This is a genomic window from Rhodococcus sp. 66b (genome assembly GCF_002076325.1).
Taxonomy (GTDB): domain Bacteria; phylum Actinomycetota; class Actinomycetes; order Mycobacteriales; family Mycobacteriaceae; genus Rhodococcus_F; species Rhodococcus_F erythropolis.
Map to the genome: position 1 here is coordinate 340,986 of NZ_MUZB01000003.1, position 20,274 is coordinate 361,259.

At 63.2% G+C, this 20,274-nt stretch carries 16 protein-coding genes; 6 read left to right on the forward strand and 10 right to left on the reverse strand.

What is annotated here, in order from left to right:
• The first annotated feature begins 527 nt into the window (after positions 1 to 527).
• From rsmG to B0E55_RS07320, 4 genes are all read left to right on the forward strand, one after another.
• Entirely contained in the window at positions 528 to 1,208 is a 681-nt protein-coding gene (rsmG, locus tag B0E55_RS07305; RefSeq protein ID WP_019746204.1) for a 16S rRNA (guanine(527)-N(7))-methyltransferase RsmG, read from the forward strand.
• Positions 1,209 to 1,289: 81 nt separating this feature from the next.
• Positions 1,290 to 2,294 (forward strand): ParA family protein, encoded by a 1,005-nt coding sequence (locus B0E55_RS07310; RefSeq protein WP_020909862.1) that lies wholly within the window; start codon positions 1,290 to 1,292, stop codon positions 2,292 to 2,294.
• Between the two features lies 1 nt (position 2,295).
• The gene (locus tag B0E55_RS07315) at positions 2,296 to 3,336 is read left to right on the forward strand and encodes a ParB/RepB/Spo0J family partition protein (RefSeq protein ID WP_019746202.1); all 1,041 of its coding nucleotides are present in this window, start codon (positions 2,296 to 2,298) and stop codon (positions 3,334 to 3,336) included.
• Positions 3,337 to 3,591: 255 nt separating this feature from the next.
• Positions 3,592 to 4,275, forward strand: coding sequence for a hypothetical protein (locus tag B0E55_RS07320; RefSeq protein WP_080909377.1), 684 nt, complete (start codon positions 3,592 to 3,594; stop codon positions 4,273 to 4,275).
• Positions 4,276 to 4,295: 20 nt separating this feature from the next.
• Here B0E55_RS07320 and B0E55_RS07325 read toward each other — a convergent pair whose 3' ends face one another.
• The 4 genes from B0E55_RS07325 to nox all read right to left on the reverse strand — a co-directional run bounded on the left by B0E55_RS07325 (position 4,296) and on the right by nox (position 8,327).
• A complete protein-coding gene (locus B0E55_RS07325) occupies positions 4,296 to 5,486 on the reverse strand; it encodes an N-acetylmuramoyl-L-alanine amidase (RefSeq protein ID WP_020909860.1) in 1,191 nt (396 codons plus the stop codon).
• 128 nt (positions 5,487 to 5,614) lie between these two features.
• On the reverse strand, positions 5,615 to 5,938 hold the full coding sequence (trxA, locus tag B0E55_RS07330) for a thioredoxin (protein WP_003942530.1): 324 nt from the start codon (positions 5,936 to 5,938) through the stop codon (positions 5,615 to 5,617).
• Positions 5,939 to 5,976: 38 nt separating this feature from the next.
• Complete coding sequence (trxB, locus tag B0E55_RS07335; RefSeq protein WP_020909859.1) at positions 5,977 to 6,984, reverse strand: thioredoxin-disulfide reductase; 1,008 nt, start codon at positions 6,982 to 6,984, stop codon at positions 5,977 to 5,979.
• A 131-nt stretch (positions 6,985 to 7,115) separates the two neighbouring features.
• Positions 7,116 to 8,327, reverse strand: a complete 1,212-nt coding sequence (nox, locus tag B0E55_RS07340) for a 4,4'-dithiodibutanoate disulfide reductase (protein ID WP_080909378.1) — start codon at positions 8,325 to 8,327, stop codon at positions 7,116 to 7,118.
• 98 nt (positions 8,328 to 8,425) lie between these two features.
• Here nox and B0E55_RS07345 point away from each other — a divergent pair, with 98 nt between their 5' ends.
• Complete coding sequence (locus B0E55_RS07345; protein WP_020909857.1) at positions 8,426 to 8,992, forward strand: helix-turn-helix domain-containing protein; 567 nt, start codon at positions 8,426 to 8,428, stop codon at positions 8,990 to 8,992.
• Between the two features lie 11 nt (positions 8,993 to 9,003).
• Here B0E55_RS07345 and B0E55_RS07350 read toward each other — a convergent pair whose 3' ends face one another.
• Genes B0E55_RS07350 through B0E55_RS07370 form a run of 5 tightly spaced genes read right to left on the reverse strand, consistent with a single transcriptional unit; the run spans position 9,004 to position 17,402 of the window.
• Positions 9,004 to 9,720, reverse strand: a complete 717-nt coding sequence (locus tag B0E55_RS07350; protein WP_080909379.1) for a hypothetical protein — start codon at positions 9,718 to 9,720, stop codon at positions 9,004 to 9,006.
• Between the two features lie 53 nt (positions 9,721 to 9,773).
• Complete coding sequence (gene sigM, locus B0E55_RS07355; RefSeq protein WP_080909380.1) at positions 9,774 to 10,400, reverse strand: RNA polymerase sigma factor SigM; 627 nt, start codon at positions 10,398 to 10,400, stop codon at positions 9,774 to 9,776.
• 47 nt (positions 10,401 to 10,447) lie between these two features.
• On the reverse strand, positions 10,448 to 14,467 hold the full coding sequence (locus B0E55_RS07360; RefSeq protein ID WP_080909381.1) for a lipid II flippase MurJ: 4,020 nt from the start codon (positions 14,465 to 14,467) through the stop codon (positions 10,448 to 10,450).
• Entirely contained in the window at positions 14,464 to 16,818 is a 2,355-nt protein-coding gene (locus B0E55_RS07365) for a DUF6049 family protein (protein WP_020909854.1), read from the reverse strand. The genes B0E55_RS07360 and B0E55_RS07365 overlap by 4 nt, the downstream gene beginning before the upstream one ends.
• Positions 16,815 to 17,402, reverse strand: a complete 588-nt coding sequence (locus B0E55_RS07370) for an NUDIX hydrolase (RefSeq protein ID WP_019746192.1) — start codon at positions 17,400 to 17,402, stop codon at positions 16,815 to 16,817. Before B0E55_RS07370 ends, B0E55_RS07365 begins: the two co-directional genes overlap by 4 nt.
• A gap of 111 nt (positions 17,403 to 17,513) precedes the next feature.
• Between B0E55_RS07370 and B0E55_RS07375 the strand changes: the two genes are divergently transcribed.
• Positions 17,514 to 18,965 (forward strand): CCA tRNA nucleotidyltransferase, encoded by a 1,452-nt coding sequence (locus B0E55_RS07375; RefSeq protein ID WP_029256806.1) that lies wholly within the window; start codon positions 17,514 to 17,516, stop codon positions 18,963 to 18,965.
• On the opposite strand, the gene B0E55_RS07380 is transcribed toward B0E55_RS07375, so the two are convergent.
• Positions 18,949 to 20,256 carry an MFS transporter gene (locus B0E55_RS07380; protein WP_080909382.1) on the reverse strand — a complete coding sequence of 436 codons (1,308 nt, stop codon included), beginning with the start codon at positions 20,254 to 20,256 and terminating at the stop codon, positions 18,949 to 18,951. The genes B0E55_RS07375 and B0E55_RS07380 overlap by 17 nt on opposite strands.
• Between the last annotated feature and the right edge of the window lie 18 nt (positions 20,257 to 20,274).

Here is a 20,274-nt window from a genome sequence, read left to right on the forward strand (position 1 = left end):
AAGTCTCCGGTGTCCCGCAACAGGAGTGTCAAGCCGACGGATGTATGGCTCGCAACAACCGGCGGTGAGATAACGATGCTGTCCGGGACTTGGACTCGAAGCTCATCCGCGTCGAACAACAGATTGCGTCAGACCGACCGAGTCCGTTCGGCTGTCCGACGGCAGCAATTCTCTACAACCACTTTTCGTAAATAATTGCCCATTTCGGGCCCGAATTCCATCCATGTAACTACCCATGGCAGTTTCGTCACTGTGATGATATTGATAATCGACCTCCTATCTGCGTTCGATCGCCCGGCTATGTTTCACGTGAAACGGGTCAGAACTCGGAGAATTATCAGCGCAATGTTTCACGTGGAACGTGAACCCCTCCCCTCCCCCACTTGAATTTTGGGCGGAATACTTCCCAAAGAATGAACGAGTCGGCAGACTCACAGCGAGTCGGTGTGCAGAAGCGAACACATGTCGGCTCCAGAGCGGATAATGATTTCGGTCTTGATTGTTGATTTCGCGGTTTACGCGGGAGGATGTTTCACGTGGAACAGAATGGTGCGGCGTCGGTTGACTGGGACGAACAAGAGACTGCGCGCGCAGTGTTCGGTGACAGATATGAGATCGCGGAACGGTATTACCAATCCCTTGCAACGGATGGTGTCGAGCGCGGGCTCATTGGTCCCCGTGAGGTTCCCCGACTGTGGGAGCGTCACCTTCTCAACTGCGCAGTGATCGGTGAACTGATCGCCGAAGGTGAGTCGGTTGTGGACGTAGGAAGCGGTGCCGGCCTACCCGGAATCCCTCTCGCGATCGCCCGCCCGGACTTGAAGGTGACTCTCGTCGAACCGTTGCTTCGACGCTCGGTGTACCTCGCGGAGTTCATCGAGTCCAACGGATTGGACGTATTGGTTGTCCGAGGGCGAGCCGAGGAATCGGGTGTTGTGAAGGAAGCGGGGGGTGCGGACGTGGTCACTTCGCGGGCCGTGGCGCCTCTCGAGAAGCTCGCACGTTGGTCCCTCCCACTCATTCACGAGCACGGTCGGATGCTGGCACTCAAGGGTTCGAGCGCTGCCGAGGAGATCGAGCGGGACCGAACGGCGCTCACTAAATTGGGCGCAGGTAAGTTGGAAATACTCGAATGTGGAGCCAAGATTCTCCGCACCCCCACCGTGGTGGTGAAGGCCGAACGTCTCCCGAAGCGTCGCCAGCGTTGATGATTTACACGCATGCAATCGAGAGCAATGTACAGATGATGAGAGCACCTAGTGATCGATTCCCAATCGAAGGAGCAGTCAATGTCGGGTCGATCTGAATCCGCCGTTTCACGTGAAACACCGAAGCAGCACACGGGCGCGGGTGCGGATCAGATCGTCAACGACGACGACGACAATTTCACCGCCCCCTACGCGGCGATCTCCTCGGAGGAGACTCCCATCGGGGCGGCCGCGCATCGAGCGAGCCAGGTGCTTCACCCCCATTCGGTGACGCTGCCGAAGCCGGCGTTCCGCCGCGTGATCACCATCGCGAACCAGAAGGGCGGCGTCGGTAAGACAACGACCACGGTGAACCTTGCGTCGGCGCTCGCTCTTCAAGGGCTCACTGTCCTCGTGGTCGATTTGGACCCTCAGGGCAACGCCAGCACGGCTCTGGGCGTCGTCCATACGTCGGGCACCCCCTCCAGTTACGAGTTGCTCATAGGCGAAGTGAAGGCCCCGGAGGCGATCCAGACCAGCCCGCACAGTGAGCGCCTTCTCTGCATCCCGGCAACGATCGATTTGGCGGGCGCCGAGATCGAATTGGTCTCCATGGTTGCCCGCGAGAATCGACTCAAAGGCGCGCTCAACGACAAGGTGCTCGCAGAGCTCGACGTCGACTTCGTCCTCATCGACTGCCCGCCCTCGCTGGGGCTGCTGACCGTCAACGCGATGGTCGCTGCCAAGGAAGTCCTGATCCCGATCCAGTGCGAGTACTACGCCCTCGAGGGGGTCGGTCAGTTGCTCCGCAACATCGAACTCGTCCAGGCTCATCTGAACCCGGATCTGCATGTCTCCACCGTCCTTCTGACGATGTACGACGGACGGACCAAGCTCGCCGACCAGGTCGCCGAAGAAGTACGCAAACACTTCGGTGAGGCCGTCCTGCGCGCTGTGATTCCGCGCAGCGTGAAGGTGTCCGAGGCTCCCGGATACGGAATGACAGTTCTCGATTACGACCCGGGTTCACGTGGCGCCATGAGTTACCTCGACGCCGGACGAGAACTTGCCGCCCGCTCTGCCACCACGACGACCCAGGAGCAGTGAGATGAGTCAAGCACGCAAAGGTGGATTGGGCCGCGGCTTGGCTGCTCTCATCCCCACTGGGCCGGCCACGGCACCGGGTCTGGGATCTGCTGCAGCGGACGTCGTAATCGGCGTAGACAAGCGCAACCCCTCCCCTCCCCCACCGACTAAGGCAGCTCCGAAAACGCCGAAAGCCACCAAGGCGACGGCGGCGAAGGCTCCGGTGGAAGCTGAGCCGGAGACCGAACTCGAGCCGACCGGCGCGGTCTATCTAGAGATCGAACCGAGCCTGATCGAGACGAACCCGAAGCAGCCCCGCAGCGTTTTCGACGAGGAAGCGCTCGCGGAGTTGGTTCACTCGATCCGCGAATTCGGCTTGATGCAGCCGATCGTGGTCCGTCGTCACGGTGACAAGTACCAACTTGTCATGGGTGAGCGTCGCTGGCGCGCGAGCCAGGAAGCCGGGCTGGAGAAGATTCCGGCGATCATTCGTGAAACCGATGACGACTCGATGTTGCGCGACGCGCTCCTCGAGAACATCCATCGAGTGCAGTTGAACCCCCTCGAGGAGGCAGCGGCGTATCAGCAGTTGCTCGAGGAGTTCGAAGTAACCCACGAAGAATTGGCCAATCGGATCGGACGTTCGCGTCCCGTCGTGACCAACATGATTCGTCTGCTGAAGCTGCCGGTGGCGGTTCAGCGCCGCGTTGCGGCTGGAGTACTTTCGGCCGGCCATGCTCGCGCACTGCTGTCCCTCGAGGCGGGTGCCGACGCTCAGGAAGTCATGGCGGCACGCATCGTCGCCGAAGGAATGTCGGTTCGCGCGACGGAGGAAGCCGTCACTCTTGCCAACCGGGCGGACAATGAGATCGCTCCCCCGCAGAAGCGCAAGCCCATCGTGATGCCGGGTCTGCAGGATGTGGCCGAGCGGTTGTCGGACTCGTTCGACACCCGGGTGACTGTCAGTCTGGGCAAGCGGAAGGGAAAGATTGTGGTCGAATTCGGCTCGGTCGACGACCTACAACGCATCGTCGGAATGATGGAAGCGCAGAAATCGACGTAGTGAACTCGGATGCCCGTTTGGTGACGTAATGACGATGAACGGGCACACCACCTATTTTCGTCACTGTGACGAATTTAGGTGGTCCGAGCTTCTCGAAATCTTGAACCGGGACGAAAGATGTTGAACAGCAATACATTAGAGCGATCAACTCTCGCGCCACTGCCGACTCGGTACAGCTGGCCTATCCTGGAGAAGAAAAAAGCGGCGGGCGGACATCAAAACCGCTTCGGGGACCTACGGAGAGTGAGTTAGTCAGTGTCGACTCACGTCATCACCTCTCTCACGCTCGACAGCCTCGATCAGCTTTCCGCCCATGCGCGTCGATGCGTGTTCTGGGAGATGGACCCGGGCGCGCTTCACGATGCCCGAGGATTCTGCGATCAGGAATTCGAGAAGGAAGCCTGGCTGTCGATGGTCATGCTCGAGTGGGGTTCGTGCGGACAGGTCGCCGTCCGCGACGGAAAGCCGCTCGGAAGTGCGTTGTACGCCCCTCCCCGCATGATCCCGCGCGCGCAACTGTTTCCGACCAGCCCGGTCAGCTCGGACGCAGTGCTTCTGACAAGCCTTCGCCTCGAGCCCTCGGGCGTAGAGGAAGAACTGGGGCCAAGCCTGCTGGCCGCTGTCGTGTCAGATCTGGTTCGACGCGGAGTTCGTGCGCTCGAGGCATTCGGTATCCGTAGCGACGACTTGGGACCTGCTTCCGACGTGGCCAGTGCAACTGCCGCTCTGGAATGTTCACCCGCAGAATGCATGATCAGTGCCGAGTTCCTCGAGGACTACGGTTTCGAGGTCGTGGCACCGCACCATCGCTATCCGCGGCTTCGTCTCGAACTCAATCGAGATCACGAATGGAAAGTCGACGTCGAAGAAGCCCTCGACCGTCTACTGAAGGCCGCAGCTCTCGAAATGGTGGAGATCAGCGAGCTCGCCAGAGTGTGAGCAGGTGCCGACCGCAGGACCTACGAAATGCGGTCGGCTACCGAAAGTTCTTCTGCGAGAAGCTCGGCGAAGGTGAAGGTGCCGGTCGGCTGATCGTCTTGACCGAGCAGATACAGCCGTTTGACCGAGATCAAGATGGCTTCGGCGATGGTGTCACGCATCCGCGGATTCGTCAGTACCGCAACGTCGGACGCGTTGGACAGGTAGCCGAGATCGATCTGCACTGTCGGCATGTTGGTGAGGCGCAACAACTCCCACGTCCGACCGTGAGTTCTGCAGTCCCGCAACGGAGTTCGCGCAACGATCTCGCGCTGAACGAAACCGGTCAACACCTGCCCGATCATCGAGACCGAACCGTGCGAATTTCCGAAGTGGAAGCTCGCGACGCCGTTTGCCGACGGGCTCGAGTTGCTGTCGCAACGCAGGGAGATCATCAGATCCGCGTCGAACGCATTGGATGTCAGTGCGCGCTCGGCCTCGGTGGGATCGGCGTTGTGCGGGCGGGAGAGGAAAGTTTCCATCCCGGTTGCAGCCATCCGCCCCTCGAGGCGCATAGCCAGATCCCAGAGGATGTCAGCTTCGGAGATGCCGTTGACGATGTTGCCCGTCGACGGCCCGCCGAGGCCGGGATCGATGACGATGCGCTTACCGCCCAGTTGCGGGCCCTTGCGCCGCACCAGTTCCTCTTCGCTGATCGCATGTGGGGAACCACCGGTGACGCGGGTTCCCAGAAGTTCCAGCGAACGGAGTGTCTGCGGGCCGCAGATACCGTCGGCGGCGATCCCGATTTCACGCTGGAAAGACGAGAGAGATTCGTGGGTTTGCGGACCGAAGAAACCGTCGACCCGGCCTGCGTAGAAGCCCAGATCTTGCAGTTTTGCCTGCAGCGCTGCGACGTCGTCGCCGTACAGCGGCGCGGACAACTGGTAGATCAACGTACGGGCACCCAGGCGGTACGAGGCCTCACGAAGTGACCGATAGGTCGCCGGGCCCACAATGCCGTCGACAAGAAGCCCACGCTGCTGCTGGAAGGCACGAACGGCGCTGTCGAGTTGATGATCGAAGATGGCGTCGGGTGCAACCCAGTGGGCACCGTCGGCGCTTTCACGTCGAATGCCGGAAGTTCCGTGATGGAGGTATCCCAGCTTCGTCAATGTGCCCCGAATCTCGGCGACGGCCGGGCCGTGATCGCCGTGTCGGAGTCTGTGCATGCGTGAAAGCCTCTCGGATCGGTTAACGAATTCGATCGATGTGCCTGGTCGTAGACCCGATCAGGCACATCGATCGATTATCTCAGAAATTCTGTGGATTGCGAGAATCCACGATGCTCACCCAGCCGTCAGAGAACGTCTGCGAGGTCCTTGAGCAGCGCGGCCTTGCCCTTGGCGCCGACGATCGTCTTGATCGGCTTGCCGTCCTTGAACAGGATCATCGTCGGGATCGACATGACCTGGAAATCGCGCGCGGCCGCGGGGTTGGCATCGATGTCGAGCTTGGCGACGGTCAGCTTCTCGCTGTTCTCGCCGGCGATCTCCTCGAGGACCGGGGCGACCATCTTGCACGGGCCGCACCAGGTTGCCCAGAAATCGACCAGAACGGGCTTGTCGCTGCCCAGGACGTCCTGCTTGAAGGAATCGTCGGTGATGGTGACGGTATTCGACACTGTTACTCCTCGAGGGTTGGGTACGACAGCTTGGTGAATCAGGGAGCGCCGACGACGTCGACCGTGTGGCCGGCTGCGTCGAGCGTGTTGGCGGTGATGTCGCCGCGGTCGGCCAGCCAGCGTTCGGCGTCGATTGCTGCGGAGCATCCGGTGCCGGCAGCGGTGATCGCCTGACGGTACGTGTGATCGACCAGGTCACCGGCAGCGAAGACGCCGTCGATGGAGGTCGCGGTAGAACCGGGAGCGACGCGCACGTATCCGGCGTCGTCGAGATCGACCTGGCCCTTGACGAGTTCACTGCGCGGGTCGTGGCCGATGGCGACGAACATGCCGGTGATCTCGAGTGTGGAGGTCTCGCCGGTGACGGTGTCGCGCACGACAAGGCCGGTGACGCTGTTCTCACCGAGCACCTCGACGGGCTCGGCATTGGTCAGGAAGCGGATCTTCTCGTTGGCCTTGGCGCGCTCGAGCATGATCCGTGAGGCGCGGAACTCCTCGCGGCGGTGCACCAGGGTGACCGAGCGAGCGAAGCGGGTGAGGAAGGTTGCTTCTTCCATCGCGGAATCGCCGCCGCCGACCACGACGATGTCCTGGTCACGGAAGAAGAAGCCGTCGCAGGTGGCGCAGGCGCTGACGCCGCGGCCGAGGAGGCGTTCTTCACCGGGAATGCCCAGGTAGCGGGCTGCTGCGCCCATGGCGAGGATGATCGCGTGCGCGGCGTAGGTTTCGCCGTTCGCGACGACGGTCTTGATCGGGCCGCTGAGGTCGATCTCTTCGACGTCCTCGGTGCGGATGTCGGTGTCGAAGCGCAGTGCCTGCTCGCGCATCTGTTCCATCAGATCGGGGCCCATGATTCCTTCGCGGAATCCGGGGAAGTTCTCGACCTCGGTGGTGGTCATGAGGGCGCCACCGAACTGGGTTCCCTCGAAGAGCAGGGGCTGGAGCTCAGCGCGCGCGGTGTAGACACCAGCGGTGTAGCCGGCCGGTCCGGAACCGACAATGATGACGTCATGGACCGCGGGCGTGGTTTCCAGCTGGGTGGTCATGCGAGCCTTCCAATAGTGAGTGCAGACCCTCCGCTTCTTGGAGAGCCGTACCGATCAACACCAGGATAAGGGGTGTTGTTCCCGCACTCCGCTGGAAAGTGGCTCACAGCCGGCAGCTCACAGCGCGGGACTCACTGGGCGGGGCGCGGTGCCTCCCGAACCACCAGCGCGTCCCGAACCACACAGCGCGTGCCGGTGTAGATGGTGGGCATGCACTTGTTGCAGTGGATACACAGACCCTCGTCGACGCTCTCGGCCTGAAATTTGTTGACCAGTTGTGGGTCCCTGAGCAGTGCGCGCGCCATGGCGACGAACTCGAATCCTTCATCCAGTGCGTGCTCGATGGTGTCGACGCGGTTGATGCCGCCGAGCAGGATCAGTGGCATCCTCAGCGCCTGTCGGAACTGGCGGGCGAAGGGCAGGAAGAAACCCTCCTCGAACGGGTACGTCGGAAAGAGTTTGGGACCGTAGAACTTCAGCCCATACCCGACGAGTTTGGGTTGGGAGGCGACAAACTCAGCCAGTGGGACCTCGCCGCGGAAGAAGTACATTCCGTTGAGAAGTGAACTGCCACCGGTCAATTGCATCGCGTCCAGGTGGCCGTCGGCTTCGAGGATCTGGGCGATCGGCAGGCTCTGGTCGAGCCACAGACCTTTCGGCACCCCATCGGACATGTTGAATTTCGCGGTGACCGCCACGCTGGATCCAGCGGCCACTCGCACCGCTTCGATGACTCGACGCGGATACTCGGCGCGCTTGGCGACGCTGCCACCGTATCGGTCGTGGCGCTTGTTCAGATTGGGGCTCATGAACGAACTGAGTAGATAGTTGTGACCGAGATGGACCTCGATGGCGTCGAATCCTGCGTCCACTGCGACGCGGGCGGCCCGTTCGAAGTCGGAGACAACACCGTCGAGTTCGGCAAGTGTCGCGCCTTTGACGAGGCCCATTGCGGGCGGACTCAGCCGGGTCGACGGCGCCAGGGTCTTCGTCTTGTTGGAAAGCGTGTTGGCAACCAGTCCCGCGTGGCCGATCTGCGCCGCGGCAAGCGCGCCTTCTGAGTGGACGGCGTCGGTCAGTCTGCGTAGTCCCGGCAGTGCGCGCTCGTCCATGACAAGGGTGTCGCGGTGGACTCGTCCACCTGGTGAGACGGCGCAGTAGGCGACGGTGGTCATCGCGGCCCCGCCCCGAGCCACTTCGGCGTGGAAGTTGATCAGATCGTCCGAGACCGCTCCCCGGGGCATGACGCCCTCGAACGTTGCAGCTTTGACGATGCGGTTGCGCAAGGTCAGAGGGCCGAGACGTGCGGGTTCGAATATCGACGGTGTGGGCGCTGTGGTCATTTTCAACTTCCTGCGGCGGCCTGATCTTTACGATGCCAGTGGACTCGTAACTACGACGATATAGCGCCTACTCCCAATCTGTCCGACAATTCGACACGATGAACGCCACAGGATCAGGTCGCCCACGAGACCCACGCATCGACGACACAGTCCTCGAGGTCACCCGAGCGATGCTCCTCGAGGTCGGATGGGAGCAACTCAGTCTCCGGGCGATCGCGGCACGGGCAGGGGTCAGCCGAGCCTCGATGTCACGACGATGGCCGTCGAAGGCACATCTAGTTCTCGGGTCGATCCTGGGTGCGACACCTGACCTGACACCGTTCGAGGGCACCGATCGCGACGGCTGGATCCGTTGGGTGGTGGAGGGAAGTGCTCAGCTCTTCTCGCGGCCCGAGGTTCGTGCTGCGTCGCCGGGACTGCTGGCTGCGCTGCGCGACCATGACGACCTACGCAACGAATTGTGGCGCGGGTTCAGTGGGCCGAGCACGCAACTGTTCCTTCAGAATGCCGAAGATCCCGAATCGGCACTGCTCGATGCCAAGGCCGTGCTGGTATTGGCGGCCGGAGCAGCGATGTTTTCGAGTCTGATAGCGGTCGAGGACGATACGGATGCATTGCGCGGGAGAATCCTCGAGCTCCTGCTGCCCGCGGCAACACCGCGCTGACACCGTCGACGTCAACCGATGTTCTTGATTGACAACGTATTCGGATTACCGTCGCTGCAGTTGATGCCAACAGTGAGTGCAGTGATCTGACGCGGCTGCGATCCTGTGAAGAGTAGGACTATCGCCGGTGCACCGTCGATGCGAACCTCACCCGAACCGAGCACCGGCCTGCCCTCGTCGATGCCATTGGCGCTCAGGCAGCCGGCAAGCCTGGACGGATCATCCAGTGGTCCAAGGTTTTTGGATCCGATGAGTGAAAGCAGGGACGCCGAATCCGGATCGTCGACAGCAGATGTCACCGATGTGCTTGGTTGAGCGACAACGCTTTCGGCAGGTTCGGAATCTCGGGTTCCGATCACAACGATCACGAAGGCCACCAACACGGCTGCTGCGGCACCGAGCAGCCACGCTTGTGGGCGTCGCCGGAACGGCACGACGGTTGTCCCTGCTGACGGCTCGACCTGGCCGGACTGTAGATCCAGTGCCGAATTGATTCGCTCGGCAAGCGAATTCGGAATCCGTTCGTGAGAGGCCTCGCGCGAGTTCAGCGTCGCGAGTGATGCTGTGACGCTGTCGAGAGTAGTGACAAATGCATGGGCGTCGGCGTCTGCGTGTACCAGCGGCCACAGAGCTGCACTGGTTTGGGGATCGAGAACCCCGGCGTGAAGATCCGCCAAGAGGTCCTCCGAAAACGGAGGCGACGGAACGCGAACAGACGGATCTGTCATGAACCCTCCCTCGGCAGTCGGTGTGGACGCTTACAAGATAGGACGCGGCCGGTTCACGAATGGTTCCCGCCTTCGCGAAAGTCCTCCAACTGGGCGGCGAGGCGCTTGCGCGCGCGGGCGCAGCGACTCTTCACGGTCCCTACGGGCACGCCCAACCTCTCGGCGGCCTCGGCCACCGGATACCCCTCGACATCGACGGCGACGACGGCAGCGCGCTGCTCAGGGGGCAGCGATGCCAGCGCTTGTTCGACGGTCAGGCTCATGTCCACTCCCGCCGCGTAATCGCGGTGATCACGGGGTTCCTCCGCATTCTCGGAAGACAGAGAGAACGCGGCCCGCGATTTGTTGCGTCGGATCCGGTCAAGGCAGGCATTGACCACGATGGTGTGGAGCCAACTACGCACCGCCGCATCGCCGCGGAACTTCGCCGCCTTGCGGTGCGCGGAGAGCAGACCCTCCTGGAGTGCGTCTGCCGCGTCCTCGTCCGAGTAACTCGTACGCCGGGCAACGTGCCACAGATGATCCTGATGCCGGACCAGTAGTTCACGGAACGCGTGTCGATCGCCCGCGACATGAGCGGTCAACAATTCGAAATCCGTCGCCTCGAGATTCTTGTTCTCGAAACTTCTGGATTCGAAATTTCCGGCTCCGCCCCCGGTGCCCCCCCGATAACTGTGCACGGGCGGATATTAGCCCAGTCGGTAGGTTTCAGAAGGGCCAAGGGCGATCACTTTGCAGCAGTGAATGCAATCTCCGAGATGGATGTCTGGTTTTGTCCGGATTCGGTGCTGAGCTGCGTAATCCAAACCAGGACATACTGACCCGAGCCGTCCGACGAGAGCGGAATGTCGGTCACACCGTTCTTCAGTACACCGGATCCGATTTCCTTGGTCTGATCCAGCGAAGTATTCGCAGAAGGGGCAGAACGGATTTCAACGACGGTTCCGGGCGAATCGGACGTGATCGCAATGTTTTTCAGGTTGGCCGCATCGGCGAGCGTCACCATCAGGCCGACGCCGTTCTTCAGGGACGGAAAGGGCTGGAAGTACGAGTCCGACGACCATGCGGTGGCCGGATTGCCGTCGATGGCGTTCTTCGCCGTTGCCGGCTGATCCGGCGTGCCCTGGGGCGAGAACACCGTTACGGCCGAGGCGGCTACCGGCACGGTTGCCGCCGCCGGTGCGGGGGCAGGTGAATTGTTCTCGGGCGCAGTAGCTTCGGTGGTCAGGCCGAAACTCTGCTCGCTGAGCGGGGTGTCATTACTGCCGCCCGAAAGGAAGCTCGCTACCCACACCACAAGGAGAATCAGGACGATCACGGTGAAGACACCGAGCGCCGTCAGTGCCGCGAGCATCCGCGTCGACTTCTTCTTCTCGGCCTCGATGGCTTCAGGGTCGTTCAGTGCGTGACCCGACGCACCCTGTTCGCGGTGGCCGAGACGAAGTGCCGGAATCATTTCCGTCTTGTCGTTGACGACGGACGCCTGATCGAGAATGTGCTGCACGGTGGCAGCAGTGCGGATTCCACTCTCCGACTGCAACGCTCGAACTGCCACGGCCGAGATGTCGAACGGAACCTCCGGACGGACGACCCGAGGCTCGACGATGTTGCCGTCGGCGCCGCGGCCGGCGGGAAGCAAACCACCGACGGGACCGGCGGACGGATCGGCGAGCGGCCAGCGCGCCGTGATGAGCGAGTACAGCATGGCGCCGAGACCGCGGACGTCGCTGGTGGAATCGGCGTCGGCAAGCGTCGCCGGGAACGCCAGTACGGCGTCACCGTTGATGCTGATGCGAACGCGGTCCGGGTGATCGATGGACAGCGCACCGCCGGTGCGGTGAGCAGCTTCGGCAGCGGCCGCGAGGGCACGGATGGCGCGGGCTGCACCGATCGGTGACGGCGTGGTCTCGGCCATCTCACGCAGCGAGCGACCGGGAGTCCATTCGGCGACGACGATGCCGCCCGAACTTCCGCGGACGACGTCGAGGACGCGAGCCAGACCGGGCGAGTTGATCCTTCCCAGGCGCAGCGTGCGCGAGAGAACTGCCTGCGGTCCGGACTGGCTGTCGTCGTCACCGCGTTGATCGGCGTCGACGAACGTCAGGGCTACTTCACGGTCGAGCTTGACGTCGAGAGCTTCCCAGAACTGCAGTCCGCGGGTTCCACCGTGCGGCGCGAGCAGACGGTAGCGTCCGCCGGCGACAGATGCGCCCGGTATGAGCTTGGGTCCACGGGGCATCGGTCGCTGGGCCGGTCGTGATGCGGATCCGGCGGCAGGTGTGCGAGGCGCAGCGGGCGGCGGTGTCTGAGCTGCAGCCGTCTTCTGAGGTTCGGGTGCCTTCTTGTCCGAAGCAGGCGTCTTCGACGCGGGTGTCTTCGACACGGAAGCTGAAGGTGTCTTCGACACAGGTGCTGAAGGTGTCTTCGACACACTGACCGGAGGCACCGGCGGTGCGGCCTTCTGCACCGGCGGCTGTGGCTTCTGGCCCTGCTGTGGCTTCTGGACCGGCCGCTGCGCGGGCTGCTGTGGCCTCTGACCCTGCTGTGGCTTCTGGCCGGCAGATGCGGAGGAACTCGTGGATGCAGGTGTGCCCGACGATGCCGTTGACTTCTGTTCGGACGCTTTCACGGCAGAAGTCCCGGCACTCTTGTTGCCGGAAACGTTGTCGTCGCTCACCCTCGCTCCTTCTCCATCGATAGCCCGTCCCCGAATACGCGCGGGTTGCGATCCTGTACGCCCATGACCAGGGTACGGGAGCGCACCCGGTCGTTCTTGCTCGTTTGATTCCGTTCTGATTGCAGGAATCAGCTCGGTGACGTCGTCGTCGGTGTTGTTACGTGTGTCCGGTTCGGCGCGACCTGTCAGTGAACGAATCTTGCGGGAGACCGCAACCGTTACCGACAGAACTTCCGGAACCTTCTTGAAGTAGAGAATCGTGAAGGTGATCGCGAGCATCAGGATGCCGCCGACGGCGACGCGAACCATCGAGCCGGGTCCGCCGAAACGCTCGGTGAGTTGATCGAATCCGAGGACGCGGTCGACCGCGAGCATGGTCAGCGAACCGGCCAGCGAGGCGAGTACGACGGACCAGACTGTCTTGCCCACGTTGGCCATCTGCAGGTTTCCGAGGCTGCGGTGCAGGAGGTATCCGCCGATGACGGCGCCGGTGATGTATCCGAGACCGTTGGCCGCACCGAGCAGGATCACGACCTGATCGCTGTTGGAGGCGAAGACCGGAGCGAGCGCCGAGAAAGCGATTTTCACGGCAGTGATGCCGAGAACGATCCACGTCGGCGTCCAGGCTTGTTCGCGGGCGTAGAACACACGAAGTTGGATCAGGACCAGCGCGTACGGAATCAACGTGAATGCCGACCAGCTCACGGCAGTACCGAGACGTTCGGCCTGTTCGGGTCCGAAGCGGCCGTAACCGTAGAGCGCTTCACCGACCTGCGGACCCATGAAGGTCAGGAACATGATGATCGGAACCAGCGTGATCATGGTCAGACGCGTTGCGACCGACAGATCGTCCACGACGGCCGGGGTGTCGTCGGCCGCAGCGTTGCGGCTCAGGCGCGGCATGATCGCGGTCAGAACCGTCACTCCGAGCACGCCGTACGGGAGTTGCAGGAGCAACCAGGCCTGGCTGTAGATGGCAGGGCCGGCTTCGTCGGCATGTGAGGAAATCTTGGTCGCGAAGATCATGCCTATCTGGCTGATGAGGACGTACAAGACGATGGCGACGGCCATGCCGCCGAACTGACGCAGGCGATCGTCGAGACCCCACAGCGGCTTGAGCGAGATCTTCTCGCGGCGAAGCGCGGGGATCAGGCTGGCTGCCTGCACGATGACGCCGATGGTGATTCCGATACCGAGGGTGAGCAGCTTTGCGTCGCCCATCGAGACCGGATCAAGCGAGATCTCGCCCGGAGTCAGGCGGTAGACCACGAGCACCACGAGGACGACGACGTTGTTGAGTACGGGAGCCCAGGCTCCGGGCTTGAAGATCTGCCTGGTGTTCAGAAACGCTGTGAACAGTGCCGACAGCCCGTAGAACAGGATCGCCGGCAGAAGTAGATACGACAGCGCCGTGGTCAGGTCGGTGCTGACCTTGCCGTCTTCGGACAGGAAGACGTATTTGGTGAGTACGGGTGCTGCCAGGGTCGCGAGCAGCGCGGCCATGCCCAGTAGGACGAGCGATGCCGTGAAGAGGCGTCGGACAAATGCTTCGCCGTGATCGGCGTCCTCCCGCTCGGCGCGGACCAGCACTGGGACGACGATCGCGGTCAGAACGGCGCCCAAGACGAGCTCCGCGATCATGTTCGGGATCTGGCTGGCCACGGTGAACGAACTGGCGATGGCCGGGCCGAGGACCATCAGGATCATCAACTGCTTGGCGAATCCCGTGATGCGGCTCGTCAGCGTCGCGATCGCGATGGAACCCGTCGCCGCGAGGAGGCGGGAGTTCGTCTCCTTACGATCACCGACCAGGGCGTGCGCGTCGGTGTCGAACTCGTCCGACTTGGTCGCCTGCCGATCGGCGAATTCCATCTCGGCTTCGCGGTACCTGGGGTAGTCGCGGATCACCGGGATGGTCATGGTGGGTGCGTCGTCGAAACGTGCGTCGGGGTTGACCGGCTGAATAGGGTAGCCGCGCTCCCACGGTGGCATCCGAGGATGCGAACGGGTCGTGGCACTCTTGCGGGTGATCGCCGAGCGGCGACCCTCCTCGGGTGGATTCCCGGTCATGAGCGTTCGTACCCTTCATCTGCTGGGTCCGGCTGACCCTTGAATCGATGCCACAGCCGTCGCCCTGCCAGGAACAGCAGCAACCCTCCCGCTGTCGCCGTCACGGCGGCCAGGGGACGACCGTACGCATTCGACCGTACGGTCACGCTGGTCGGCGTACCCAATTGGCGGCCATCTGTCGTGGTCAGCGAGAAGTTGACTTCCAGCTTGCGAGAATCGTTCATTTCCGCGGGCACAGTCAACTGTCGGCTACCTCGCGGCGGCAGCTGTTTGGGACCGATGTCACTGATCTGCATCTCGGGTGGGGCTTCCACACGCAGGTCGACGTTGATGGCGATGGGCAACTCGTTGCGCGCCACCAGCAGGAGCGGACTCTGCCCCGACGCGAGGGTGTAGACGCCGCCCGGCGACACCACACTGACGGCCCGGTACATCCCGTCGACGGCTTCGGTGACGTTGTCGGCGCGGATGGTCGCAGCCCGCTCCGCCCGATTGACCGATGCGGAGTCGACGTTGCGGCGATCCGCCAAGGTCATCGAGCGAAGTAGATCTTCGCGGAGCGGTGCCGTGAATCCCCGGGGGGTGAGCGAAGCCGCCGGATCGTCCACGAGCGATGCTTCGAGCCCGTCGATACGCGGAAGTTGGGTGGTTGCGGTCTCGACGACGGACGTCTGCGGACCGTCCTGGGTGGCTCGGTCCGGGTAGTCGAGCGTGGCGGCGTCAGTGGCCCCCGGTTGTCTGCCGAGTAGTGCGGGCAGGGCCTGAGGTGAGGCGAGGCCGGAGCGAATGAGGGTCGCGAGCATCGAGAGCACGGCGGTGGCGTCGTTGCTGTCCGCGGTCCACAGTTGCGGCGGCGCGAAGATCTGATTGCGCGGCAGAGAGGTCGGCGTCAGCGCGGCCCAGGCCATCGCTCCCAGCGCGTCCTGACGCCGGGCGCTGCGCGATTCGATGTCGATGGTCGGCGCGGTGTCGTCGGGGATGTACGACGGGACCTGCGGCTCCGAGCCGGTGGCGGCCAAGGCTGCGGCTGCCGAGGTGTCGAACGCAAGCGCGTCGAGTGAGCCGGTTATCCGCGACGACAGTTGCGGGGCTGCCGAGTCGACGGAGGTGTCAGCCACCATCGCTGTGGTGGGATTCACGCTCAGCACCTCTGCGGTGGCCGAGTCGAGGACACCCGAATCCGGCCAGACGAAATCTCGCAGTGACGTCACGCCGAGGATGTTGTCGACGATGTCTGCCGGGCGTGCGAGCGCGGTAGCCGTCAACTCCGGATTGGCCACCGAGGTGACCGCGGCGAGATCGGCCTGGGCGAACGGAACCGCCGTAGTGCACATCGAGGAGGCGAGGGTCTTCACCCGGCCGAGCCATTGGTTGGCGGCGTCGCTGCCACGGCCTTCGTGCGACGGTCCGGTGGGATCTGACGAGTTGTCGGCCACGAGGTATCCGCGAGTCATGTTCTCGACGGTGATCAGAAGGTCGGGGTCGATTGCCAGGCAGAGCGCATCCGTGACGCGGCGATCGGTATCGCTCTCGGGCTTGGTGGCGTTCTCCACCGCATCGACCAACGCGTCCAGGCGCCCGCCGTCGGAAAGTTCGGTGGCGAGTTCGTCGTCGATCAGGCGCACGGGCTCGTTGACCGCGCCCGGGATTCCGCCGACGAGTCGTGGCGCGTCGGCCAGCGGCCACATGAGCGTGACGCCGATCGGGGCGGACGTGTCGGGGGGAACGACGGCCGTCGCCGACGAACTGGGTGTTCCGGATGTGGCGTTCGATTCGGCCGCGGCCGGCACACCGAGCACTGGGAGCAGGAAGCGTGCGTCGTCGAGTCGGGCGGCCCCGCCGTATTCCGGGGTGCCGTTCACGTTGACGAGCATCGGGTAGACGCCCGGTTCGGTGATGTCGAGAGACAACCCGGTTGTGCTCCGGAGCGGCAAGGTGAGTGTGAACTGCTTGGACTGGCCGGTGTCGAGGGTGGTGGCAACGGTGTCGAATTCGCCGACCGTGTCGAAAACAGCCTGGTCGAAATCGAGTGCTGCGCGCACGTCGGAACTGGAGTCGATCGCGGGAGCGCGTTGCAGCCTCACTCCGACGTCCTCGACGGGACGGTCACCGACGTTCTTCACCGTGCCCTTGACCACGACGTTGCGGTCGCTGGTTGTCGTCACGGTGGTCGGTGCGGTGGAGTCGATGGTCAGCTGCAGAAATTTGGCATCGTTGGTGTTTCGCGCCGGTGCACGCTCACTGGGCTGGCTGGACGGAGCGGCCCAGGAGACGGCCGTCGTCGCGGGCCCGAAACCGACAGCGGCCATCACCAAAGCGGCCACACCGGCCCGCCGCAGAGCCATTCTCATCCGGCGTCCGGTTCCTTCGGGTGCTGTACTCGCGGGATTTCAGGTCGGTGCATTTCAGGTCGCGGCATTTCGGCGATCATCTGCGATGCAAGTTCGGCCAGCTTGCGCTCGTCGGCGTATGCGAGTCGCTTGTGCAGTTCCGTCAGCGGCACCCAGGCGACTTCGGTGACCTCGATGTCCTCGTCGGAGAGTTCACCGCCGAGAAAGCGGAGGAGATAGTGGTGCACGGTCTTGTGGACGCGTCGACCTTCGGTCACGAACCAGTAGTCGATGCTGCCCAGCGGTGCCAGGACGGTTCCCTGGATACCGGTTTCTTCTTCGACCTCACGCATTGCGGTCTGTTCGGCCGTCTCACCTTGCTCGATATGGCCCTTGGGTAGCGACCAGAGCAGGCGTCCGCGGCGGTCGGTTCGGCCGATCAGTGCAGCGCAGAGGCGTTCGGGAGGTCCGCCCCAGCCGTCGACGACCAAGCCGCCCGCAGACGTTTCACGGACGGTTCGCATCAAAGGTTTATCGGGGTTGCCGACGGCAGGTCGACGCCGCGGGTTGCGGCGACTCCTGTTTGTTCGTTCGGCACCAGACACCTCATCGATACTAGTTGGCCTTGCAGCGTTGCCCGGTAACCCGCGCAAAGCGGTCTATCGCGTTCGTATGCGCGTTCTGCTATTTGCGCACCTTAAGTAAGCTCCTTTCACGTGACTGTCCCTACCTCCGACGCTGATCGCCGCCTACGACTGCTTGCCGACGCCACTGCAACGCTCGGCACGTTGTCCGACGTGTTGAACCCGCTCGGTGAGCGTTTTGCCGAGGCCGGTCACGAGCTGTTCCTGGTGGGTGGCAGTGTTCGCGACGCGATCCTGGGCCGCTTCAGTGGCGATCTGGACTTCACGACGGACGCCAGGCCGGAGAAGGTTCAGGCTCTGCTCAAGGGCTGGGTGGACAAGCAGTGGGACACCGGCATCGAGTTCGGGACCATCAGCGCCATCAAGCACGGCCAGGAGATCGAGATCACGACCTTCCGGGCCGACGCTTACGACCGTGTCTCACGTAATCCGATAGTCGAGTACGGAACGACGTTGGCCGACGATCTGGTGCGCCGCGATTTCACCGTCAACGCGATGGCGATGAAGATCGGCGCGGACGGTTCCTACACGTTTGTCGATCCGCTGAACGGCATGGACGCCCTGCTGGCCGGGGAACTCGATACGCCGTCGGCGCCGGAGAACTCGTTCAACGACGATCCGCTGCGGATGCTGCGCGCAGCCAGGTTCGTCTCGCAGCTTGGTTTCACGTTGAACAATCGTGTTTTCGAGGCCATCAAGGAGATGGCGTCGCAGATCGAGCGGATCACCGCCGAGCGTGTGCAGGTGGAGCTGAACAAAATGATGCTGGGCATGTACCCGGTGGACGGCATCAACATGATGGTCGACTCCGGACTGGCTGCATACGTGCTGCCCGAGGTTCCGCAGATGAAGCTCGAGATCGACGAGCATCACCAACACAAGGACGTCTACCAGCACTCCCTCACCGTGCTCCAGCAGGCGATCGACCTCGAAGAAGGCGATCCCGATCTCGTATTGCGTTGGGCTGCACTGCTTCACGACATCGGCAAGCCGGACACCAAGCGCAACGAACCGGGCGGCGGCGTCAGCTTCCACCACCACGAGGTGGTTGGCGCCAAGCTGGTGCGCAAGCGCATGCGTGCCTTGAAATTCTCGAAGCAGATGGTCGACGACGTTTCGCAACTCGTGTTCCTGCACTTGCGTTTTCACGGCTACGGCAAGGGGCAGTGGACCGACTCCGCGGTGCGGCGGTACGTCACCGACGCGGGCGAGCTGCTCCCCCGGCTGCACAAGCTCGTCCGGGCCGACTGCACCACGCGTAACAAGCGCCGCGCCGCGCAGTTGCAGGCCACGTACGACGACATCGAAGAGCGGATTGCGCGCATCGCGGAGCAGGAAGACCTCGCTCGCGTGCGTCCGGACCTCGACGGCAACGCCATCATGGAACTGCTCGGCATCCCGGCCGGCCCGCAGGTGGGCAAGGCATGGACGTTCCTCAAGGAACTACGTCTGGATCGCGGCCCGCTCGAACGTGACGAGGCCGAAGCCGAACTGCTGAAGTGGTGGGCTACCCAGCAGGGTTAGTTTCTCGTTTCTTGCGGTTGATCAGCACCGCTGACAATCCGGCGGCATAGACACCCGCGCCGGCAAGGGCCAGGCCGACGCTCTTGCCGTCGGGTGCGATCACCGTCGACGCTGCCGCGATCGCACCGATGAACGCGACGTTGAACACGGTGTCCTGCAAGGCGAATACCTGGCCACGACGGTCGTCGTCGATGTCGATCTGCATGGCCGCGTCGCCGCTGAGTTTCACGGACTGCCCGGCGATGCCGAGCAGGAAGGCGGCGATCAGCAGCGATCCCTGCGTCAGGGTGGTCACGAAGACGAGCTGGACGGCCACCGCGCACACCAGGGCGTACGTGATCGTCCGTGAGCGACCGATCCGCGGGATGAGGAACGGTGTGATCAATGCCGCGATCAGCATTCCGATGGCCGTTGCGCCGACGGCGACGCCGAATCCGGCCATCCCTCCAGGTAATTGGGAGCCGTTCGAGGTGTCGCGTAGGACCAGCACCATGATGAGGGTGTTGATGCCGAAGCAGATGCGGTGCGCTCCGATCCCGATCATTGCCGTGGTGACGCCAGGCGCCTCCCAGACAGCGGTTGCCCCGGTGCGCAGTCCGGCCGTTACCGAACGGACGGCGCTGGCACGAGTCACTTCGTCGGCCACTGGACCAAGTGAGCGGGCGGTGAACCTGGCCGCGGCGAGGGCTGCGATCACCGATCCCAGTGCTGCGATGGCCACGGCGGCGCCTGACGCTCGATCCCCCGCGCCGATCACGCCGATGATCGCCACCGCTGCCGAAGCACCAAGAGCGGCTACCACCGAACCAGCCGTTGTGAGAACGGAATTGGTTGCCACCAGCCACGATTGTCGGACGACCTTCGGCAGGGCTGCGGATACGCCTGCCCCGACAAAGCGGCTGACCCCGATCGCAGCAAGCGCACACGTCAACAACAGAGTGTCACCGCCGCCGGCGACCAGCAGCACCGCGGTGGTCAGGATGAAGAGCCCGCGGAGCACGCTCGCCCACAGGAGCACCAGGCGGCGGTCCCAACGATCCAGCAGAGCGCCGGCAAAGGGGCCGATCACCGAATAGGGAAGGAGCAGTACGGCAAAGCCGGCCGCTATCGCCACCGGATCGGTTTCGCGTTCCGGGTTGAAGAGGATTGCGCCGCCGAGCGCGGCCTGGAACATTCCGTCGCCGAACTGGCTGGAAAAGCGGACGAGCGCCAGCCTTCCCAGGCCGGGTGATTCACGCAGGGTGTGCAGTACGCGCTGCCAGGCCTCGCGGCGGTTCGAGGCTCGGTTCATAAGCGGAAACTGTAGTGG